This window comes from Pseudomonas arabinosi, assembly GCF_047758675.1.
In the GTDB taxonomy this organism is placed as follows: Bacteria; Pseudomonadota; Gammaproteobacteria; order Pseudomonadales; family Pseudomonadaceae; genus Aquipseudomonas; species Aquipseudomonas arabinosi.
Genome location: NZ_CP180480.1, coordinates 762,132 through 780,383, shown reverse-complemented (window position 1 = coordinate 780,383; position 18,252 = coordinate 762,132). Strand labels below are relative to the sequence as shown.

The window sequence follows — 18,252 nt, the reverse complement described above, 5'->3', positions numbered from 1 at the left end:
AATACTTTGCCGCTGTCCGCCGCCATGCTGGCTAACCTCGACTCTTTGGGTTATGCCGAGATGACGCCGATCCAGGCGCAAAGCTTGCCGGTGATCCTCAAGGGGATGGACCTGATCGCCCAGGCCAAGACCGGCAGCGGCAAGACCGCCGCCTTCGGTATCGGCCTGCTGAACCCGATCAATCCGCGCTTCTTCGGTTGCCAGGCGCTGGTCATTTGCCCGACACGTGAGCTGGCTGACCAGGTCGCCAAGGAACTCCGTCGTCTGGCCCGAGCCGAAGACAACATCAAGATCCTGACCTTGTGTGGCGGCGTGTCCTTCGGCCCGCAGATCGGCTCTCTGGAGCATGGCGCGCACATCATCGTCGGCACCCCGGGCCGCCTTCAGCAGCACCTGCGCAAGGGTTCGCTGATTCTCCATGGCCTGAACACGCTGATCCTCGACGAAGCCGACCGCATGCTCGACATGGGTTTCTACGATTCCATCGAAGAAATCATTGCCCAGTGCCCGGAGCGTCGCCAGACCCTGCTGTTCTCCGCCACGTACCCGACGGGCATCAAGCAGTTGGCCGCGAAGTTCATGCGCAACCCTCAGATCGTGAAGGCCGAGGCGTTCCACGACGACACGCAGATCGAGCAGCGCTTCTACGAGATTTCCCCGGAAGAGCGCATGGACGCCGTGGTCAAAGTCCTCGCGCATCATCGTCCAGCCTCCTGTGTAGCCTTCTGCTTCACCAAGCAGCAGGTTCAGGAAACCGTCGATCACCTGACCTCCAAAGGCATCTCCGCCGTCGGCCTGCATGGCGATCTGGAACAGCGTGACCGTGACCAGGTACTGGCCATGTTCGCCAACCGCAGTACTTCGGTGCTGGTTGCCACCGACGTCGCCGCTCGCGGTCTGGACATCGATGCGCTGGACATGGTGATCAACGTCGAACTGGCCCGTGATTCGGAAATCCACATCCACCGTGTTGGCCGTACCGGTCGTGCTGGCGAGAAAGGTATTGCGATCAGCCTGGTCGCACCGTCCGAAGCGCACCGCGCCCAAGCCATCGAGCTACTGCAGAAGTCGCCGTTGAGCTGGGATCAGCTGGACAACCTCAAATCCCAGGGCGGCGCACCGCTGCTGCCGGTGATGAGCACGCTGGTCATCGGCGCTGGCCGTAAAGACAAGGTGCGTCCGGGCGACATTCTGGGCGCACTGACGGGCGATGCCGGTATTCCGGGCGCTCAGGTTGGCAAGATCGCGATTTTCGACTTCCAGGCCTATGTGGCTGTGGAACGCGGGATCGCCAAGCAAGCCTTGCAGCGCCTGAACGACGGCAAGATCAAAGGCCGTTCGCTGCGCGTGCGTATTCTGTAAGAACAACGCAACTCCCCTGTGGGAGCGAGCCTGCTCGCGAATGCAATTTGTCAGTCGGCCTATAGGCTGACTGACACACCGCTTTCGCGAGCAGGCTCGCTCCCACAGTTTGTTTTGTGGTGACACATCAAGAGGACACCGTTTTGCGCTCTACCGAAGTCGTGATCATTGGCGCTGGCGCCGCAGGTTTGATGTGTGCGCTGACCGCCGCCGGGCGCGGGCGCAAGGTGATGTTGCTCGACCATGCGAACAAGGCCGGCAAGAAAATCCTGATGTCGGGCGGTGGCCGCTGCAATTTCACCAACATGTACACCGAACCGAGCAATTTCCTCTCGCAGAACGAACACTTCTGCAAATCCGCCCTGGCGCGCTACACCCAGTGGGATTTCATCGGGATGGTTGCCAAACACGGCGTGCCGTACCACGAGAAGAAACTCGGTCAGTTGTTCTGTGATAACAAATCCAGCGACATCCTTGAAATGCTGCTCAACGAGTGCGACCAAGTCGGCGTCAGCCTGCACCTGGACACCTCGATCCAGCACATCGAGAAAATGGAAAGCGGCTACCTGCTGCAAACCACCCTCGATCAGATCACCTGTGAATCGTTAGTGATCGCCACTGGCGGCTTGTCGATCCCGACGCTGGGCGCCACTGGTTTCGGTTATCAAGTGGCCAAGCAGTTCGGCCACGACCTGCTGCCGACCCGGGCAGGTTTGGTGCCGTTCACCATCACCGATCAGCTCAAGGAGCTTTGTACCGAACTGTCTGGTACGTCGGTGGATTGCCTGGTGAGCTGCAATGACCAGAGTTTCCGCGAGAACATCCTGTTCACTCACCGCGGCCTCAGTGGTCCGGCGATTTTGCAGATCTCTTCGTTCTGGGAATCCGGCGATACGGTTGAGATCAATCTGATGCCGGACCATGACGTGCCGAGCTGGCTGCAACAGCAGCAAGCCGAACGTCCGAACAGCGAGCTGAAAACCCTGCTCGGGGAAATCTTCACCAAGAAGATGGCCAACCTGCTGGCGGACAACTGGTTCGTCTCCAAACCGATGAAGCAGTACACCCACGCGGAAATTGCCGACATCGCCGAAAAACTGGCGAGCTGGAAAGTGGTGCCGGCCGGCACTGAAGGTTATCGCACCGCTGAAGTGACATTGGGCGGCGTCGACACCAACGAGGTGTCGTCCAAGACCATGGAATCACTGAAAAGCCCCGGCCTGTATTTCATCGGCGAAGTGCTCGACGTGACCGGGCATCTGGGTGGTTTCAACTTCCAGTGGGCCTGGGCCTCCGGCTACGCTGCTGCGCAGTACGTCTGACCAAAGCCGTACACAAAACAAAATGTGGGAGCGAGCCTGCTCGCGAAAGCGGCCTGACAGACAACTTCAATGTTGAATGTACTGGCCTCTTCGCGAGCAGGCTCGCTCCCACATTGGTTATGTGTTGATAAGTAAGGAACAGATTTTGCTGTCAGATGTGATCGGCGCCATTGCGTCGACGTCATTACTGGCTCAATTTAGCGTCATTGCCTCGGAAGGCCCTCGCACTTCATGTCATCGACCCCGTTTAGTCAGTCTCTGCGTCGCCTCTGGGCGCTGGATAAATTCAGCTACAGCGTGCGGGTGTTCATCGCCCTGACCGGCAGCATGGCGCTGTGTTGGTACAAGGATGAAATGGGGCTGCTGATCCCGCTGTTCCTCGGGATCATCGCCAGCGCCCTGGCCGAGACCGACGACAGTTGGCAAGGCCGCCTCAACGCACTGGCCGTGACGCTGGTGTGCTTCAGCGTCGCCGCCCTCTCCGTCGAGTTGCTCTTCCCCTACCCCATCGTTTTTGTCATCGCCCTGGCCCTGGCCAGTTTCGGCCTGACCATGCTCGGCGCCTTGGGTGAACGCTATGGCGCGATTGCGTCAGCGACGTTGATTCTGTCGGTCTACACCATGATCGGCGTGGACCAGCGCGGCGGTGCAGTCACCGATTTCTGGCACGAGCCAGTGCTGCTGGTGGCCGGTGCGGCCTGGTACGGTTTGCTCTCGGTGCTGTGGCAGGCGATGTTTTCCAATCAGCCGGTGCAGCAAAGCCTGGCGCGGTTGTTCCGCGAGTTGGGTTACTACCTGAAGCTGAAATCGTCGCTGTTCGAGCCGATCCGGCAGATGGACGTGGAAGCGCGTCGACTGGAACTGGCGCAGCAAAACGGTCGTGTCGTGGCCGCCCTGAACGCCGCCAAGGAAATCATCCTGCACCGGGTCGGCAACGGTCGACCGGGCTCGAAACTCAGCCGTTACCTGAAGCTGTACTTCCTCGCTCAGGACATCCACGAGCGCGCCAGTTCCTCGCACTACCCTTACAACGCCCTCGCCGATGCCTTCTTTCACAGCGACGTGATGTTCCGCTGCCAGCGCTTGCTGCGCCAGCAAGGCAAGGCCTGCCGGGCGCTAGCCGAGTCGATCCAGATGCGCCAGCCGTTCATCTATGACGCGAGCTTCGCCGAAGCCCTGAGCGACCTGCACGCCTCCCTCGAACATTTGCGCATTCAGAGCAACCCGGCGTGGCGCGGATTGCTGCGTTCGTTGCGGGCATTGGCGGCCAACCTCGGCACGCTCGACCGTTTGCTCAGCGATGCCAGCAACCCCGACGCCTTGGCCGATGCCACCGACAGCAGCCTGCTCGACCGTTCGCCCCGTAGCCTCAAGGATGTGTGGATTCGGTTACGCACGCAGCTGACACCGACGTCATTGCTGTTCCGTCATGCACTGCGTTTGCCCCTGGCCTTGAGCATCGGCTACGGGATGGTGCATTTGATCCACCCGTCCCAGGGTTACTGGATCATCCTCACCACGCTGTTTGTCTGCCAGCCAAACTACGGCGCCACCCGCCGCAAACTCGGCCAACGGATCATCGGCACCGCCATCGGCCTGACCGTGGCCTGGGCGCTGTTCGATCTGTTTCCGAATCCCTTGGTCCAATCGTGCTTCGCAATCGCCGCCGGGGTGGTGTTCTTTATCAACCGCACCACCCGCTACACCTTGGCGACGGCCGCGATCACCTTGATGGTGCTCTTCTGCTTCAACCAGGTCGGGGATGGTTATGGGCTGTTCCTGCCGCGGTTGTTCGATACCTTGCTCGGCAGCCTGATCGCCGGGCTGACGGTGTTCCTTTTCCTGCCGGACTGGCAGGGCCGACGCCTGAACAAGGTGCTGGCCAACACCCTGACCTGCAACAGCATTTACCTGCGCCAGATCATGCAGCAATACGCCGCCGGCAAAAGCGACGACCTGGCGTATCGCCTGGCCCGACGCAATGCGCACAACGCTGACGCGGCACTGTCGACGACGCTCGCCAACATGCTGATGGAACCGGGGCATTTCCGTAAGGAGGCGGATGTCGGGTTCCGCTTCCTGGTGCTGTCGCACACCTTGCTCAGTTATTTGTCCGGACTGGGCGCACACCGGGAAACCCAGCTACCGCCCGACGTGCGCGAGCATTTGATCGACGGTGCCGGCGTGAGACTGGCCACCAGCATTGATGAGATTGCCCAAGGGTTGGCGAGCAAACTGCCGATTGCGATTCAAAGCGATGAGGAAGAGGCACTGGCCAATACGCTCGAACAGATGCCGGACGAACTTGATGAAGGCCAACGGCTGGTGCAGACGCAATTGGCATTGATGTGCCGTCAGCTTGGGCCATTGCGGACGTTGGCAGCGCACCTCATCAAGGAAACGAGTGAGGATTGAGATCTGCGGTGGCTGAGCGGGCCCCTTCGCGAGCAAGCCCGCTCCCACACTGATTTGTGGCGCAATGAAGATCAAATGTGGGAACGAGCTTGCTCGCGATGAGGCCATCAGCCACACCACAAAACTCACATCCCATGCTGTTTCATCAACCGCTGATAACTGCCATCCACCTTCATCGCCGCGATCTCGCGGTCGAAACCGGCGACGATCTGTTCATGCCTGGGGTTCTTCAAGCTGACCAGGATGTGCAGGCTGTTCTCGCTCAATGGCTTGGGCAAAAACTCCACGGCATTGCGCACCTTGCTTGATTCCCGGGCCAGGTAGTAACGCGCGACGTATTCGTCTTCCAGGGTCAATTTGACCCGGTTGGCGGCGACCATGCGCACAGCCATGGAGAAGCTGTGCACCGGGACTTTCTGCAGCGATACGTCGTCATCGAACTCTGGCGAATAGGCATAACCGCGCACCACCGCAATCGGGTAGGTATGCAGTTGTTGCAGGTTGTTGTATTCGATCGGCGTGTCTTTGCGCTTGAGAAAGCGCACCCGGTTGAGCAGGTATTCGCCGGAAAACTGGCCAAGCTTTGTACGATCGTCGGTGTACCAGGCGTTGACCAACACGTCGTATCGACCCTCGCCAACCCCCAGCAAGGCCCGCGCCCAAGGCACTTGTTCAAAGTCACTGGCATATCCGGCCCGGGCCAGTGCGGTGCTGACGATGTCCGTGGCCAAACCACCGTTGACCAGCGAGGAGTCGGTAAAGGGCGGCCAGGCATCGGCGACCAATCGCAGCTTTTCCGCTGCCGCGCTTTGAGTCAGCAACAGCAATCCAATCAAAGCAAAGGCTCGATGCAATCGCGGCATGCTAGAAAATCCTTAGCGGGCGGGACGCCCGACGTGTTTTCAGCCAAAACTCCAAGGTCCCCGTACTGCCAAACCCAAGTACCAACATTAGCTCATCGAAGCCACTGCACAGCGCTTCACCTCAGATTACACAAACAAGACAAGGCCGCGCGAAATGAATGATGGCATTTTGGCCTTTGTCACAGATTTCTCTGCCATACAGACATCTTTCGCCTGGGCGCTTAGTATCGGAGCGACGATGTTCAAGGAGTGTGAAGATGACAATCGATTGGGTCTGCAAACACCACAGCGATCTAGGCAAAGAACAGCTGTACGCCATTCTGCAGCTACGTGCCGAGGTGTTTGTCGTTGAGCAGAAATGCGTCTATCAGGACATCGATGGCCAGGATCTGGAAGGTGACACCTGCCATTTAATGGCTTGGGACGGGGATCGGCTGGTGGCGTACCTGCGGTTGCTCGACCCGGAGTTACAGGGTGGCGACGTGGTCATCGGGCGGGTGATCATTGCCCCTCAAGCGCGCGGTACAGGGCTTGGTCATGAGTTGATGGCGCAGGCGTTGAAACAGGCGGAAAAGCGCTGGCCTGAAGTACCGATCTATCTCTCGGCCCAGGCGCATTTGCAGGGGTATTACGCTAAATATGGATTTGTGGTGGCGGGCGAGGAGTTTCTCGAAGATGACATTCCCCACATAGGAATGCGCCGCCTTTAAGTACCCCTTCGCGAGCAAGCCCGCTCCCACATTGATCTGCGGCGCAATGGATATCTAATGTGGGAGCGGGCTTGCTCGCGAAGGCGTCAGTCCATTCACCACAAAATCTCAGGGATACTCCAGCACCGCTTTGATCTGCCGAAGATTGCGCTCGATCCATCCCCTATCTATCGCCCCCCACTCGCGAATCCGATAGCGCCCGGCATGATTGCGCGCACCCTCTTCCTGCTGGAACTCGCAAACAATATCCAGATCCGCCAACGCCGCGATGGTGTCCTGCGCCGTGCGCCGGGGCATGCCGGTCACTTCGGTCAGCGCCGGGACGCTACTGGCCAGCCCGCTATCAATCAGGTACGCCACGTACAACCGACGATAGAAGCTGCTCTTGGTCTTGCTTACATCCATCTAAACACTCCCGGTTGCGATATTTTGATCTCTATTGCATATCCCGCCACGTCAGGTACACCCGCACATCGAACTCCACCTGGTGATACCCCGGCAACATGTGTTCGCAAAGCTTGTAGAACGCCTTGTTGTGATCCGACTCTTTGAAGTGCGCCAGCTCATGCACCACGATCATTTTCAGAAACTCGGCAGGTGCATCCTTGAACAACGAAGCAACACGAATTTCTTTCTTGGCCTTGAGCTTGCCGCCCTGCACCCGGGATATCGCGGTGTGCAATCCGAGGGCGCGGTGGGTCAGGTCCAGGCGGTTGTCGAACAACACCTTATCGATGGCCGGGGCATTTCGCAGGTATTCCTGCTTGAGGTCCAGCGTATAGGTGTACAACGCCTTGTCGCTCTGTACCCGGTGTTTTTCCGGGTAACGCTGACTCAGGTAATCGCCCAGCCGACCGTCGGCGATCAGCTGGCGCACTTGGTCCTGCAGTGCAGCAGGATAGGCCTGGAGGTATTTCAACGCGGTCATTGGGGCGGCAACACGATTCACGAAAAGGTCGCCAGTGTAGCGAATTCAGCCGGTCAGCGTGTTCCAGTCGAACGGCCGCACGAAGTCGCCGACGTCCTCGGCCATCATCGGCCGTGCGACCAGAAACCCTTGCACGTACTCGCAACCATTGGCTTGCAGCCATCGATATTGCGCAACGGTTTCCACCCCCTCGGCAATCACCAGCATCCCGTACTCCTTGCACAGCCCGATCACATTGCGCACCAGCGCCGCATCGCGTGAGGACTCCAGAAGCCGCGCAATCAAATGCCGGTCGAACTTGAGCGTGTCCAACTCCAGATCCCGCAGATGAGACAGCGAACACGGCCCGGAACCAAAGTCATCCAGGGCCACTCGCACACCCAGATTACGCAGCAGGCGAAGCTGTTTACGGGTTTCCTCGGGGTTTTGCATCAAGGCCTCTTCAGTGACCTCGACTTCCAGATGGCGCGCCTGCAACCCATGGCGCTCCAGCACCTGGCGCAACTCGGTGACCAGATTGGGCATGCCGAACTGCGTGCTGCTCAAACTGACACCCAGCACCAGGTCGTCGGCAAACACGGTTTCCCAGGCTTTTCGCTGGCTCGCCCCTTGCTGATAGATCCAGCTGCCCAGGTGACTGATCAACCGCGCCTCTTCCAGCAATGGCAAAAACAGCCCCGGTGGTACATCACCGACGCTCGGGTGCTGCCAGCGGATCAGCGCTTCGAACCCGCGAGTCTGCCCACTGGCAATGGCCACCTGCGGTTGATACACCAAATTGAAATCACGGTTCTCGATCGCCGCGCGCACACTTTCTTCGAGCATCAGCCGCGAGCGCGCCCGGCCGTTCATTTCGTGATCGTAGAAACGATATTGCTGACGGCCGGCGCGCTTGGCTTCGTACATGGCGATGTCTGACGCGCGCAACAAACCGTCGAGATTGGAACCGCAATCCGGGTACGTCGCAATGCCGATGCTGGCGCCCAACGCGATATCCAGACCATCGATCTGCTGACAGATCGACACCCGCTCAATCAGCTTCTCGGCAATCTTTGCCGCTTGCTCGGGGAATTCCAGATCCAGCAACGCAGTGAACTCATCACCGCCCATGCGCGCCAGAATGTCGAAGGGCCGCAGACAGGCCTTCAACTGCTCGGACACCCACCGCAGCACCCGGTCGCCGGCATCGTGACCGAGGGAATCGTTGACCCGTTTGAAGCCGTCGAGGTCCAGATACAGCAGCACCCAGGCGCTGTCAGAGCGGTCGCCACGCAGCAGCAGGTTTTCCGCCGTCTGGTAAAAGCCGCGACGATTGAGCAGCCCGGTCAATGGATCAGTGACCGCCTGGAACTCCAGTTGCTGATGCAGATGGCGCACCACCGACATGTCCAGCACCGTCACCACCATCGCATGTTGCTCGCTGGGCAACGGCGCGCAGGACAGCGCCACAGGCACCTGTTGGCCGGGCGCCGTACGCAGCAATGCATCATGCAGGCGCAGGATCTCGCCGCGTTTATAACCGGCGAACAGCTCGGAGTCAGCCCAGATCGGGATGTGCGGATGTTGCAGGAAATCCAGGAACTCTTTGCCTTGCAGATCTTGCACCGTGGCATTGAGCAGCCGCGACATCGCCGGATTGGCAAACCGGATCAGACCGTCCTCACCCACCACCAGAATGCCTTCGGCGGCATTGTCGAGCACCGAGGCATTAAACGCGCGTGCGACCTCCAGATCGCGGCTCAGGCGCTGCAATGCACGACGATTGCGCTGATGTTCGAGCAGCGCCTGGACTTTGGGCTTGAGAATTTGCGGGTCGAACGGTTTGAACAGGTAATCCACCGCTCCACTGGCATAGCCCTTGAGCACGGCGTCCTGGGACTGTTCGTTGGCGGTAAGGAAAATGATCGGCGTGAGGCGGGTTCGCTGGCTGCCGCGCATCAGGCGTGCCACTTCAAAACCGTCCATGCCCGGCATCTGCACATCCAGCAGCACCAGGTCGACATCGTGCTCGAGTAACAGACTGAGCGCCTCGAAGCCCGAGGCGGCGGTCATGACCTGCCAGTCCTGGCGCTGCAACAACGCGCGCATGCTGATCAGGTTTTCAGGGTAATCATCAACGATTAAAAGAATTGAGTTGCCTTCAGCTGGCGTGGGTTGCGCGCATTCCATGCTGCTTCTCTTATGCGGGACGTCAGGCCGGTTTCTCGTGAAAACCGGACAAATACTAAGCCTTCACTCTAGACCGGGTTCCGCAAAAGCAGAAGCTATCAGTACGCCATCATTTAACCAAAGCGTCCATTTGCCGACTAACGGTCAGCGCCACAGGCCCCTGAAACCGGGAAAGATGGCATTTCGACAGGATGTTGGCGTCAACGATCTGCCAGACGGGCATTAACAAATACCCCTTCTGCGCTTATAAAGACTGCCCTCCAAGGCGCGTGCTAGAGCTTCTGGCACGTGCGTGCAGCAAAAAAAACCGTGGAAGCTTTTGTCTATGATCGATCTCGCAACCTGGAACCTGAGCGTTCCCGTCGGCAATCCGCCGTACACCGTTGAAACGTCAAAACTGGTGAATGGCTTCAAGGACCAATACTTCCACTCCGACACCGGCACCTTGTTTTTCTGGGCCCCGGTCACCGGTTCCAAAACTGAAAACGCAAAGTACCCCCGCACTGAACTTCGCGAAACCTACAGCAATGGCACCCTGAAAAACTGGCTCTACCCGGACGCCGACAACTCCCTGCGTGCCACCCTGGCGGTGAACCAGGTACCGAGCTCGGGCAAGATCGTCATTGGCCAGATCCACGCCTATGAAAGCCAGAAGCCCATGGTGAAGCTCGAGTATCAGTACTCGACCAGCTCGCAGTCGGGCAACATCGTCGCCAAGGTTCGCATGCGCCCCGATGACGGTGAAGGACGGGTAATCACCATTGCTACCGGGGTGAAACTGGATCGGGAGTTTTCCTACCTCATCCACCTGAGCCCGGGCGGCGCGCTGGGCATCAGTGCGGCGGGCTACCAGTGGGACACCGACATCAGCAAGACCTGGCGCGACAAGCCGCTGTACTTCAAGGCCGGTGTTTATGTGCAGGACCACACCGGGTACACCAGTGAAGGCGGGAAAGTGACGTTCAGCAAACTCGATATTGATCACGATAAGTAGCCTCACCCCAGATCGGGACGCTCCGCGTCCCAACCCTCCCAAGAACAACTCGATCTCTGTAGCAGCTGCCGAGCCTGCGAGGCTGCGCCCGAGGACGAAGTCCTCGCAACCGGTCTACCGGAATAAACGCGTTGCCTGATTTACGACTGCTACGTCCGAACGCGGCCCGAGCCGAACGCAGCCTCGCTCGCTCGACAGCTGCTACAAAACCCCAGCGTCTGCAAAACTCGTAGGACCACTCCGACCGTGGCGAGGGAGCTTGCTCCCGCTGGGCGGCGAAGCAGCCCCAAACCCTCCCCCCAATTTCCTCAGACACACCGCAGTGCCCGGTTTTACGACGGCTGCGCCGCCGAACGGGAGCAAGCTCCCTCGCCACATGACCGCAAAGGCGTCCTACAGCCCGGTTGCGGCCACCCGAATCGCTGCCTAAAGTTGGCCTGTCGCTGACATCGTTGGCGATAGGGTTTCGCAGCCCTTACGGTACGAGTAGCTCTCCTTTTAGATACAAGGAAGATTTACTTATGACAATGAACAATCCGCCCCGCCGCTTCACCCCCATGTCCCAATTCGCCACCGACTACCCCGTCCTCCTTATCGACAGCGACGCCCCCATCCGCGAACTCCACAACTGCGTCAGCGAACGCCTCAACGCCGTCCTCAAATACCTCAATCTCATGGCCTGCACCAGCCTGCCGGACTACGCCGAGAACGACATCAACACCGTCACCAACATCGCCTTGATCCTGATCCGAGATGTGCATGATGTGTTTCGGGTGATTGAGCAGCGTGGGTTTGAAACACCTACTGCCCAGTAGCCGACAGGCAATAAAAAACCCGCATTTACTGCGGGTTTTTTGACGAACTTCTACCTGGATTCTTTCGGAAGTGTGAAGGGGGCATGTCTTTTTCCGTTTCCGCTATCACCCAAAGGGGATGGTACAGGCACTGTGTAAGGCGCAGGCTTTTTACCATCTGGCTTTAGATCCTTCGTACTCATAATTGCGCACTCCATCACTTGGTTGTTTTTATGTATTCATTTTTAGATGAAAACAATAGCAAATAATAAAGTGGACAGATCCATTAAATTCCAGGACCGGTACACTTTTAGCGCCTAGTTCGCTGCGAGATGCTTTTAGAGCCTATCCGGATCGACCCGCACCTTCTTAGGACCCTTACCATTTTCATTACCACCCAGAACTGTCGTCTCACCAGCAGGAATGGTAAGAGACTTTGACTTGTATTCGGGCTTTGTATCTCTCAGCGTGGGGCAGATCAATTAGCCCACTACTTCTTATTACATTTTTCAGGATCATAATTCTCCTTGGTGCACTCAGCAGCAATCACGGTTTTTGAAGAACGCCCTAGTGCGTCATAAGATGTGCGCTGAGCTGTATCATTAGCAAGAACCGATCCACACGCGCTGGACAAACTCATGACTACAAATAACGTTGCAGTTATTTTTTTCATAATTCACCTTAATCTCGAGACCAATACATATCATACAGGGACAAGAAAGTGGCCAGATCTATTTAATCCTAACTCTTTCTTTTCGGGTTGCGCCTTCAACGATAGGTAACAACCAGCATTAAGTCACCTGTAATAAATGACAGTTTTTAATACGTCTTTGCGATAACTGATATAACTTCAAGGAAAAAATGCTGGAAACGGCTTTTCCGGCAGGAGCACGGCCTGCAGTCGATACATCGAGCTAAACCCGGTGCGAGTGCAAATGGTTCGGCAGGCACAAGATTACCCCTCGTCGAGCTTGCACCTGCGCCTCAACGGAACTGCAGAAAACCATTGGCTGGATGAAGACCTTTGCTTTAACGAACTCGGTAAAACCCATACCGAGTGCCTTTCTCGCTATACCAAACTGAACACTTTTAGCCATATTAATCAGTCACATTTAGAACTATCTCCTCAAATTCACCAGGCAGTTCCCGCACCACGATGGAAATCTTTTCACCCTTACTCAGACTTAATAACGCAAGAGGAATTACCAGCCCACCGGAAACTGCCATCACACTACCCGACAGGCTTACATATTCGCCACCGGCACCAGTAACTTCAACTGCAATTCTATGAGTGATCTCCCCAGGCTCGAACGTTACCCTTGATCCTTCCGGGCCAATATCATTAAGGTGAAGATTCATTCCTAACCTACCCTGAATTGCATAACGCGGCACAGTCTTGGCATTGGTCATTTTATAAAACCCTCAAGTCAAAATCTCAGATAAAGGAACCAACTACTTATATAGTCTGTAGCGACACAGTAGAGTAGCCGAACTCCTACAATCAAAACACCTGTTACATTTGACAGTTTTTTATAAGATTTGGCGATAAAGAATGACAAAAGCCTTCGCCTACAAAAAAACCGCCTCTCGGCGGGTTCTTTGTCAACGCTGTTTAACACCCAGGCTTAGTTAACCTTCGCGTTCAACTCACCCTTCAAATACCGTTGATACATCGCTTCCAACGAGATCGGTTTGATCTTCGAAGCATTGTTATCGAATCATTAAGCGCCATCAGCCGCCCCGCATCCCATTCAGTCTGCATACCCGAAAACAGCTCACCGTCTGTGCGATGTTGATTGTTCGCGAGCGCCTCAGTCATCGCCTCGGCAATCCGCTCGATGATTAACGCGGGCCTATCCACAACACAATGCTTGCGACCAAATTCAATCAATTGCTGGCGGTCAGGGTAACTTTTCACACAGGCGCATTTCATCCACCTGCATATGCTTGGCCATCCGGCGCTTGATCTGGTCCGCCAGAAATCCTTCTGGCACGTTCATATCGAATATTGGATGCAGCACGTTGCTGACTCGCCCGACAGCCCTTGCGGAGTCATGACCTCAAGCAATTTGACTTTACTCATCGTGCTCTACCAAATCAGAGAGAGATTTGAGGTCGATTCGTTTATCCACGATTTCGAGTGCCATTCCCAGCGCCGCAATGACCCTGAACAAGGTGTAGACCGCCACGTTTTCACCGGCTTCCAAGTCAATAATCGTTTTACGATTGCACTTGGCTTTGTCCGCCAGCTGTTGCTGGCTATAGCCTTTAGCACGGCGCAGCAGGCGTATTCTCTCGCCGAGGGCTGGGGGATTCAGAATCAGCACAATGTTACCTATATCGGACTTTTACAGATTAAAGGCTGATTACGTCCGCTATGTTGAACATTTCAAGCACCTTAAGCCTGGAAGAACTCCCAGGCATTAAAAAACCCGCCTCTCGGCGGGTTTATTAATGCGATTCAAACACCAAAGGCTTAGTTGACCTTGGCGTTCAACTCACCTTTCAGGTAACGCTGGTACATCGCTTCCAGAGAGATCGGTTTGATCTTCGAAGCATTACCCGCCGTACCAAACGCTTCATAACGTGCGATACACACATCACGCATGGCAGTAACAGTCGCGCCGAAGAACTTACGCGGGTCAAACTCGCTCGGGTTGGTAGCCATCAGGCGACGCATCGCACCGGTGGACGCCAGACGCAGGTCGGTGTCGATGTTGACCTTGCGCACGCCGTGCTTGATGCCTTCGACGATTTCTTCAACCGGTACGCCGTAGGTTTCTTTGATGTCGCCGCCGTACTGGTTGATGATCGCCAACCAGTCTTGCGGAACCGAAGACGAACCGTGCATCACCAGGTGGGTGTTCGGGATGCGTTTGTGGATTTCTTTGATGCGGTCGATGGCCAGTACGTCGCCGGTAGGCGGCTTGGTGAACTTGTACGCGCCGTGGCTGGTGCCGATGGCGATGGCCAGGGCGTCGACCTGGGTGCGCTTGACGAAGTCAGCGGCTTCTTCCGGGTCGGTCAGCATTTGGCTGTGATCCAGAACGCCTTCGGCGCCGATACCGTCTTCTTCACCGGCCATGCCGGTTTCCAGCGAACCCAGGCAGCCCAGCTCGCCTTCTACCGATACGCCGCAGGCGTGAGCCAGGGCTACAGTTTGTTGGGTGACGCGGATGTTGTAGTCGTAGTCGGTCGGGGTCTTGCCGTCTTCGCCCAGGGAACCGTCCATCATCACCGAGCTGAAGCCCAGTTGGATGGAGCGCTGGCAGACGTCAGGGCTGGTGCCGTGATCCTGGTGCATGCACACCGGGATGTGCGGGAATTCTTCGATTGCCGCCAGGATCAGGTGACGCAGGAACGGTGCGCCGGCGTATTTGCGAGCACCGGCCGAAGCCTGGACGATCACCGGGGAGTCAGTCTTGTCAGCGGCTTCCATGATGGCGCGCATCTGCTCAAGGTTGTTGACGTTGAAGGCTGGAACGCCGTAGCCGAACTCGGCTGCGTGGTCCAGCATCTGGCGCATGCTGATAAGTGCCATTGTGTGTGTATCTCCCGGTTGAGGGTCGTTAATCGTGCCAGCCTGCCGTAGCGGCGGCGGCTATTCAAGTTATTGCAGATCGGGGGTCAGCCCGGCCTGCCAATTCGGTGTTGCCTCAATCTTGTGGCGTTACTGCGCTTTGCAACCGCGGCCGATCAAATCATTGGTGGCGACCCAGTACACCAGGCCTTCCTCACCTTTTATGTGAAACGCCAGCATGTCATTGCTGTACAGCGAACCTTCGGCGCCCGGCTCATGCTTCAAGCGGTAGACCTGATCGGCACCGCCCAGGCGAACGTCGACTTCCTTGCGGCTTTCGTCGGTGTAGCGCCAGAGCACTTTGGCCTGACTGTCGCAGGTCCAGGTGGTCCAGCTGTCCGTCGATTCGGCAGGCTTGAACAGGTTCAAATTAGCGCAGCCTGCCAGCAGAGCCAGTGCCGTAACGGCGATAAAACCTTTCATCCATGTTCCTCGACTGACGACGCACGCCGCCAGCCCTGAGTAAAGTGTCAGACCCGTCAAGGGCAGCCATGTTCCTTGGCCGGGGTCTGTGTCTCGTATTTGTCCAGGCCATCAGGCCCGGAACGCTTGTTGATCACCGGGTTGGTTTCGGCCTGCCAGTCGGCCTGGTAGCAGCCTTTGTCCTGTTCAGGCGTCTCGGGTACCTTCGGAGCTTTCGGGTTACTCCCGCAAGCGGCCAGCGACCCCGCGATAATCAACAGCGCTAATGTTTTGACCATCTGAACACTCCTTTGCCTGGTCAAATGGGCGGCCTCAGGCCTTGGCCCGGCTTTCCAGGACCTCAACGGCTGGCAGAACCTTGCCTTCGACAAATTCGAGGAACGCGCCGCCACCGGTAGAAATGTAGGAGATCTGATCGGCAACGCCATATTTATCGATGGCGGCCAGGGTGTCGCCACCGCCCGCGATGGAGAATGCCGAGCTTTCGGCGATAGCCTGGGCCAGCACTTTGGTGCCGTTACCGAACTGGTCGAATTCGAACACGCCCACCGGGCCGTTCCACAGGATGGTCTTGGACGACTTCAGCAGCTCGGCGAAATTCGCCGCGGTCTGTGGGCCGATGTCCAGAATCATGTCGTCTGCGGCCACATCAGCGATCAGCTTGACGGTAGCGGTCGCGCTTTCAGCGAATTCCTTGGCAACCACGACGTCGACCGGCAGCGGCACGCTGACCTTGGCGGCGATGGCGCGAGCGGTGTCCAGCAGATCCGGCTCGTACAAGGACTTGCCGACCGGGTGACCGGCAGCGGCCAGGAAGGTGTTGGCAATGCCGCCGCCGACGATCAGCTGGTTGCAGATCTGGCTCAGGCTGTTCAGCACGTCAAGTTTGGTCGAGACCTTGGAGCCCGCAACAATGGCAGCCATTGGCTGAGCCGGGGCGCCCAGGGCTTTGCCCAGTGCGTCCAGTTCGGCAGCCAGCAACGGACCAGCAGCAGCGACTTTGGCGAACTTGGCCACGCCATGGGTCGAACCCTCGGCGCGGTGAGCGGTGCCGAAGGCGTCCATCACAAACACGTCGCACAGGGCGGCGTATTGCTGGGCCAATTCGTCAGCGTTCTTTTTCTCGCCCTTGTTGAAGCGCACGTTTTCGAACAGCACGATGTCGCCGGCCTTCACGTCAACGCCGTTCAGGTAATCGGCCACCAGCGGCACTTCACGCCCCAGAGCCTTGCTCAGGTAGTCAGCGACTGGCTTGAGGCTGTTCTCGGCCGAGAACTCGCCTTCGGTCGGACGACCAAGGTGCGAGCAGACCATCACGGCCGCGCCTTTTTCCAGGGCCAGCTTGATGGTCGGCAGCGAGGCCAGGATTCGCGCATCGCTGGTGACAACACCGTCCTTGACTGGGACGTTGAGGTCTTCGCGGATCAGTACGCGCTTACCTTGCAGATCGAGGTCGGTCATCTTCAACACGGTCATGGGTCGCAATTCCTGGATTACTGTTTTGTGGAAATAGCTGTTTGCAAATAGTGCTCTGCAACGTCCAGCATTCGGTTGGCAAAACCCCATTCGTTGTCGAACCAGGCCAGGATGTTCACCAGCCGAGGGCCGGAAACTCGGGTCTGACTGGCATCGACGATGGCCGAATGTGGGTCATGGTTGAAATCACAACTGGCGTGAGGCAACTCGGTGTAGGCCAGAAGGCCCTTGAGCGGGCCGCTGGTGGCAGCCTCGCGCAAAATCCGGTTGACCTCAGTGGCGTCGGTGTCGCTCACGGTCTGCATCGTAATGTCGAGGCAAGACACGTTAACCGTCGGCACCCGCACGGCTTTGGCCTGAATTCTCCCGGCAAGTTCCGGCAACAGGCGTTCGATGCCACGTGCCAGACCAGTGGACACCGGAATCACCGACTGAAACGCCGAACGGGTGCGGCGCAAGTCTTCGTGATGATAGGCGTCGATCACTGGCTGATCGTTCATCGCCGAGTGAATGGTGGTGATCGACACGTATTCCAGACCAATGGCCTGATCCAGCAGGCGCAACAGCGGCACGCCGCAGTTGGTGGTGCAGGACGCGTTGGACACCAGCAACTCATCACCGGTCAGGCAATCCTGGTTCACGCCGTAGACGATGGTGGCGTCGACATCCGCCTCGCTGGCCATCGGCTGGGAAAACAGCACGCGCGGCGCACCGGCATCGAGGAAACGCTGGCCGTCTTCACGGGTGTGGTAAGCGCCGGAGCACTCCAGCACCAGATCGACGCCCAGGGACGCCCAATCGATGCCTTCGGGGGTGGCACTGCGCAGGACCTTCACGCAGTCGCCATTAATATGCAGACAATCGCCGTCGACTTTCACTTCCCCGGGAAAACGCCCGTGAGTGGAGTCGAAGCGTGTCAGGTATTCGATGCTGGCCATGTCAGCCAGATCGTTGATTGCAACAATTTCAAACCCGGCCTTATCGCCTCGCTCAAACAACGCACGCAAGACGCAACGACCAATCCGGCCGTAGCCGTTGAGTGCAACTTTGTAAGGACGCGGTTGAGGCATGGGGTTCTCGATTACCGTTGTGAATCCGTTATTGCAGTGTTGGCCGGACTGCCGCCTTCGCGAGCAAGCCCGCTCCCACAGGAGAATGCATTCCAATGTGGGAGCGGGCTTGCTCGCGAAAGCGGCAGTCCAGACAAAGCAACTTC

The 18,252-nt window shown here is 57.6% G+C and carries 17 protein-coding genes and 1 pseudogene; 6 read left to right on the top strand and 12 right to left on the bottom strand.

The features are described 5' to 3' along the window. Nucleotides 1-24: 24 nt before the first annotated feature. From dbpA to yccS, 3 genes are all read left to right on the top strand, one after another. On the top strand, nt 25-1,362 hold the full coding sequence (gene dbpA / locus ACMXYJ_RS03590; RefSeq protein WP_409201442.1) for an ATP-dependent RNA helicase DbpA: 1,338 nt from the start codon (nt 25-27) through the stop codon (nt 1,360-1,362). Nucleotides 1,363-1,505: 143 nt separating this feature from the next. Next, nucleotides 1,506-2,684 carry an NAD(P)/FAD-dependent oxidoreductase gene (locus ACMXYJ_RS03585; RefSeq protein ID WP_415758802.1) on the top strand — a complete coding sequence of 393 codons (1,179 nt, stop codon included), beginning with the start codon at nt 1,506-1,508 and terminating at the stop codon, nt 2,682-2,684. Between the two features lie 231 nt (nt 2,685-2,915). After that, entirely contained in the window at nt 2,916-5,099 is a 2,184-nt protein-coding gene (gene yccS, locus ACMXYJ_RS03580) for a YccS family putative transporter (RefSeq protein ID WP_415758801.1), read from the top strand. Between the two features lie 125 nt (nt 5,100-5,224). Here yccS and ACMXYJ_RS03575 read toward each other — a convergent pair whose 3' ends face one another. After that, the gene (locus ACMXYJ_RS03575; RefSeq protein WP_415758800.1) at nt 5,225-5,962 is read right to left on the bottom strand and encodes a substrate-binding periplasmic protein; all 738 of its coding nucleotides are present in this window, start codon (nt 5,960-5,962) and stop codon (nt 5,225-5,227) included. A 257-nt stretch (nt 5,963-6,219) separates the two neighbouring features. On the opposite strand from ACMXYJ_RS03575, the gene ACMXYJ_RS03570 reads away from it, so the two are divergent. Further along, a complete protein-coding gene (locus tag ACMXYJ_RS03570) occupies nt 6,220-6,672 on the top strand; it encodes a GNAT family N-acetyltransferase (RefSeq protein WP_415758799.1) in 453 nt (150 codons plus the stop codon). Between the two features lie 108 nt (nt 6,673-6,780). Here the strand turns inward: ACMXYJ_RS03570 and ACMXYJ_RS03565 are convergent, their stop codons facing one another. The 3 genes from ACMXYJ_RS03565 to ACMXYJ_RS03555 are packed head-to-tail and all read right to left on the bottom strand — an operon-like array spanning nt 6,781 to nt 9,769. Beyond that, nucleotides 6,781-7,077 carry a winged helix-turn-helix domain-containing protein gene (locus tag ACMXYJ_RS03565; protein ID WP_008151963.1) on the bottom strand — a complete coding sequence of 99 codons (297 nt, stop codon included), beginning with the start codon at nt 7,075-7,077 and terminating at the stop codon, nt 6,781-6,783. 31 nt (nt 7,078-7,108) lie between these two features. After that, the gene (locus ACMXYJ_RS03560; RefSeq protein ID WP_008151965.1) at nt 7,109-7,600 is read right to left on the bottom strand and encodes a M48 metallopeptidase family protein; all 492 of its coding nucleotides are present in this window, start codon (nt 7,598-7,600) and stop codon (nt 7,109-7,111) included. A gap of 45 nt (nt 7,601-7,645) precedes the next feature. Further along, nucleotides 7,646-9,769, bottom strand: coding sequence for a putative bifunctional diguanylate cyclase/phosphodiesterase (locus ACMXYJ_RS03555; RefSeq protein ID WP_415758798.1), 2,124 nt, complete (start codon nt 9,767-9,769; stop codon nt 7,646-7,648). A gap of 325 nt (nt 9,770-10,094) precedes the next feature. Between ACMXYJ_RS03555 and ACMXYJ_RS03550 the strand changes: the two genes are divergently transcribed. Both ACMXYJ_RS03550 and ACMXYJ_RS03545 read left to right on the top strand, forming a co-directional pair. Next, entirely contained in the window at nt 10,095-10,763 is a 669-nt protein-coding gene (locus ACMXYJ_RS03550) for a polysaccharide lyase family 7 protein (RefSeq protein ID WP_415758797.1), read from the top strand. A gap of 521 nt (nt 10,764-11,284) precedes the next feature. After that, a complete protein-coding gene (locus ACMXYJ_RS03545) occupies nt 11,285-11,578 on the top strand; it encodes a fructose-bisphosphate aldolase (RefSeq protein WP_415758796.1) in 294 nt (97 codons plus the stop codon). Nucleotides 11,579-12,655: 1,077 nt separating this feature from the next. Here ACMXYJ_RS03545 and ACMXYJ_RS03540 read toward each other — a convergent pair. From ACMXYJ_RS03540 to epd, 8 genes and pseudogenes are all read right to left on the bottom strand, one after another. After that, nucleotides 12,656-12,967 carry a hypothetical protein gene (locus tag ACMXYJ_RS03540; protein WP_415758795.1) on the bottom strand — a complete coding sequence of 104 codons (312 nt, stop codon included), beginning with the start codon at nt 12,965-12,967 and terminating at the stop codon, nt 12,656-12,658. A 215-nt stretch (nt 12,968-13,182) separates the two neighbouring features. Further along, a pseudogene (locus ACMXYJ_RS03535) lies at nt 13,183-13,266 on the bottom strand (class II fructose-bisphosphate aldolase); the annotation flags it as partial. Between the two features lie 366 nt (nt 13,267-13,632). Continuing rightward, nucleotides 13,633-13,884: a helix-turn-helix transcriptional regulator gene (locus tag ACMXYJ_RS03530; protein WP_415758794.1), complete on the bottom strand. Its 252-nt coding sequence runs from the start codon at nt 13,882-13,884 to the stop codon at nt 13,633-13,635. A gap of 149 nt (nt 13,885-14,033) precedes the next feature. After that, nucleotides 14,034-15,098, bottom strand: coding sequence for a class II fructose-bisphosphate aldolase (gene fba / locus ACMXYJ_RS03525; protein WP_046045276.1), 1,065 nt, complete (start codon nt 15,096-15,098; stop codon nt 14,034-14,036). A gap of 129 nt (nt 15,099-15,227) precedes the next feature. Next, nucleotides 15,228-15,560: an MliC family protein gene (locus tag ACMXYJ_RS03520; RefSeq protein ID WP_008151977.1), complete on the bottom strand. Its 333-nt coding sequence runs from the start codon at nt 15,558-15,560 to the stop codon at nt 15,228-15,230. A gap of 56 nt (nt 15,561-15,616) precedes the next feature. Beyond that, nucleotides 15,617-15,838, bottom strand: a complete 222-nt coding sequence (locus ACMXYJ_RS03515; RefSeq protein ID WP_046045274.1) for a hypothetical protein — start codon at nt 15,836-15,838, stop codon at nt 15,617-15,619. A gap of 34 nt (nt 15,839-15,872) precedes the next feature. Then, entirely contained in the window at nt 15,873-17,036 is a 1,164-nt protein-coding gene (locus tag ACMXYJ_RS03510; protein ID WP_008151980.1) for a phosphoglycerate kinase, read from the bottom strand. 17 nt (nt 17,037-17,053) lie between these two features. Next, entirely contained in the window at nt 17,054-18,106 is a 1,053-nt protein-coding gene (gene epd / locus ACMXYJ_RS03505; RefSeq protein ID WP_415758793.1) for an erythrose-4-phosphate dehydrogenase, read from the bottom strand. Nucleotides 18,107-18,252: the final 146 nt, after the last annotated feature.

Coding starts and splice junctions, on each gene's coding strand:
- ACMXYJ_RS03545 (WP_415758796.1), top strand. CDS start 11,285: ATGACAATGAACAATCCGCCCCGCCGCTTCACCCCCATGTCCCAATTC.
- ACMXYJ_RS03560 (WP_008151965.1), bottom strand. CDS start 7,600: ATGACCGCGTTGAAATACCTCCAGGCCTATCCTGCTGCACTGCAGGAC.
- ACMXYJ_RS03570 (WP_415758799.1), top strand. CDS start 6,220: ATGACAATCGATTGGGTCTGCAAACACCACAGCGATCTAGGCAAAGAA.
- ACMXYJ_RS03540 (WP_415758795.1), bottom strand. CDS start 12,967: ATGACCAATGCCAAGACTGTGCCGCGTTATGCAATTCAGGGTAGGTTA.
- dbpA (WP_409201442.1), top strand. CDS start 25: ATGCTGGCTAACCTCGACTCTTTGGGTTATGCCGAGATGACGCCGATC.
- ACMXYJ_RS03565 (WP_008151963.1), bottom strand. CDS start 7,077: ATGGATGTAAGCAAGACCAAGAGCAGCTTCTATCGTCGGTTGTACGTG.
- ACMXYJ_RS03555 (WP_415758798.1), bottom strand. CDS start 9,769: ATGGAATGCGCGCAACCCACGCCAGCTGAAGGCAACTCAATTCTTTTA.
- ACMXYJ_RS03515 (WP_046045274.1), bottom strand. CDS start 15,838: ATGGTCAAAACATTAGCGCTGTTGATTATCGCGGGGTCGCTGGCCGCT.
- epd (WP_415758793.1), bottom strand. CDS start 18,106: ATGCCTCAACCGCGTCCTTACAAAGTTGCACTCAACGGCTACGGCCGG.
- ACMXYJ_RS03575 (WP_415758800.1), bottom strand. CDS start 5,962: ATGCCGCGATTGCATCGAGCCTTTGCTTTGATTGGATTGCTGTTGCTG.
- ACMXYJ_RS03510 (WP_008151980.1), bottom strand. CDS start 17,036: ATGACCGTGTTGAAGATGACCGACCTCGATCTGCAAGGTAAGCGCGTA.
- yccS (WP_415758801.1), top strand. CDS start 2,916: ATGTCATCGACCCCGTTTAGTCAGTCTCTGCGTCGCCTCTGGGCGCTG.
- ACMXYJ_RS03520 (WP_008151977.1), bottom strand. CDS start 15,560: ATGAAAGGTTTTATCGCCGTTACGGCACTGGCTCTGCTGGCAGGCTGC.
- ACMXYJ_RS03550 (WP_415758797.1), top strand. CDS start 10,095: ATGATCGATCTCGCAACCTGGAACCTGAGCGTTCCCGTCGGCAATCCG.
- fba (WP_046045276.1), bottom strand. CDS start 15,098: ATGGCACTTATCAGCATGCGCCAGATGCTGGACCACGCAGCCGAGTTC.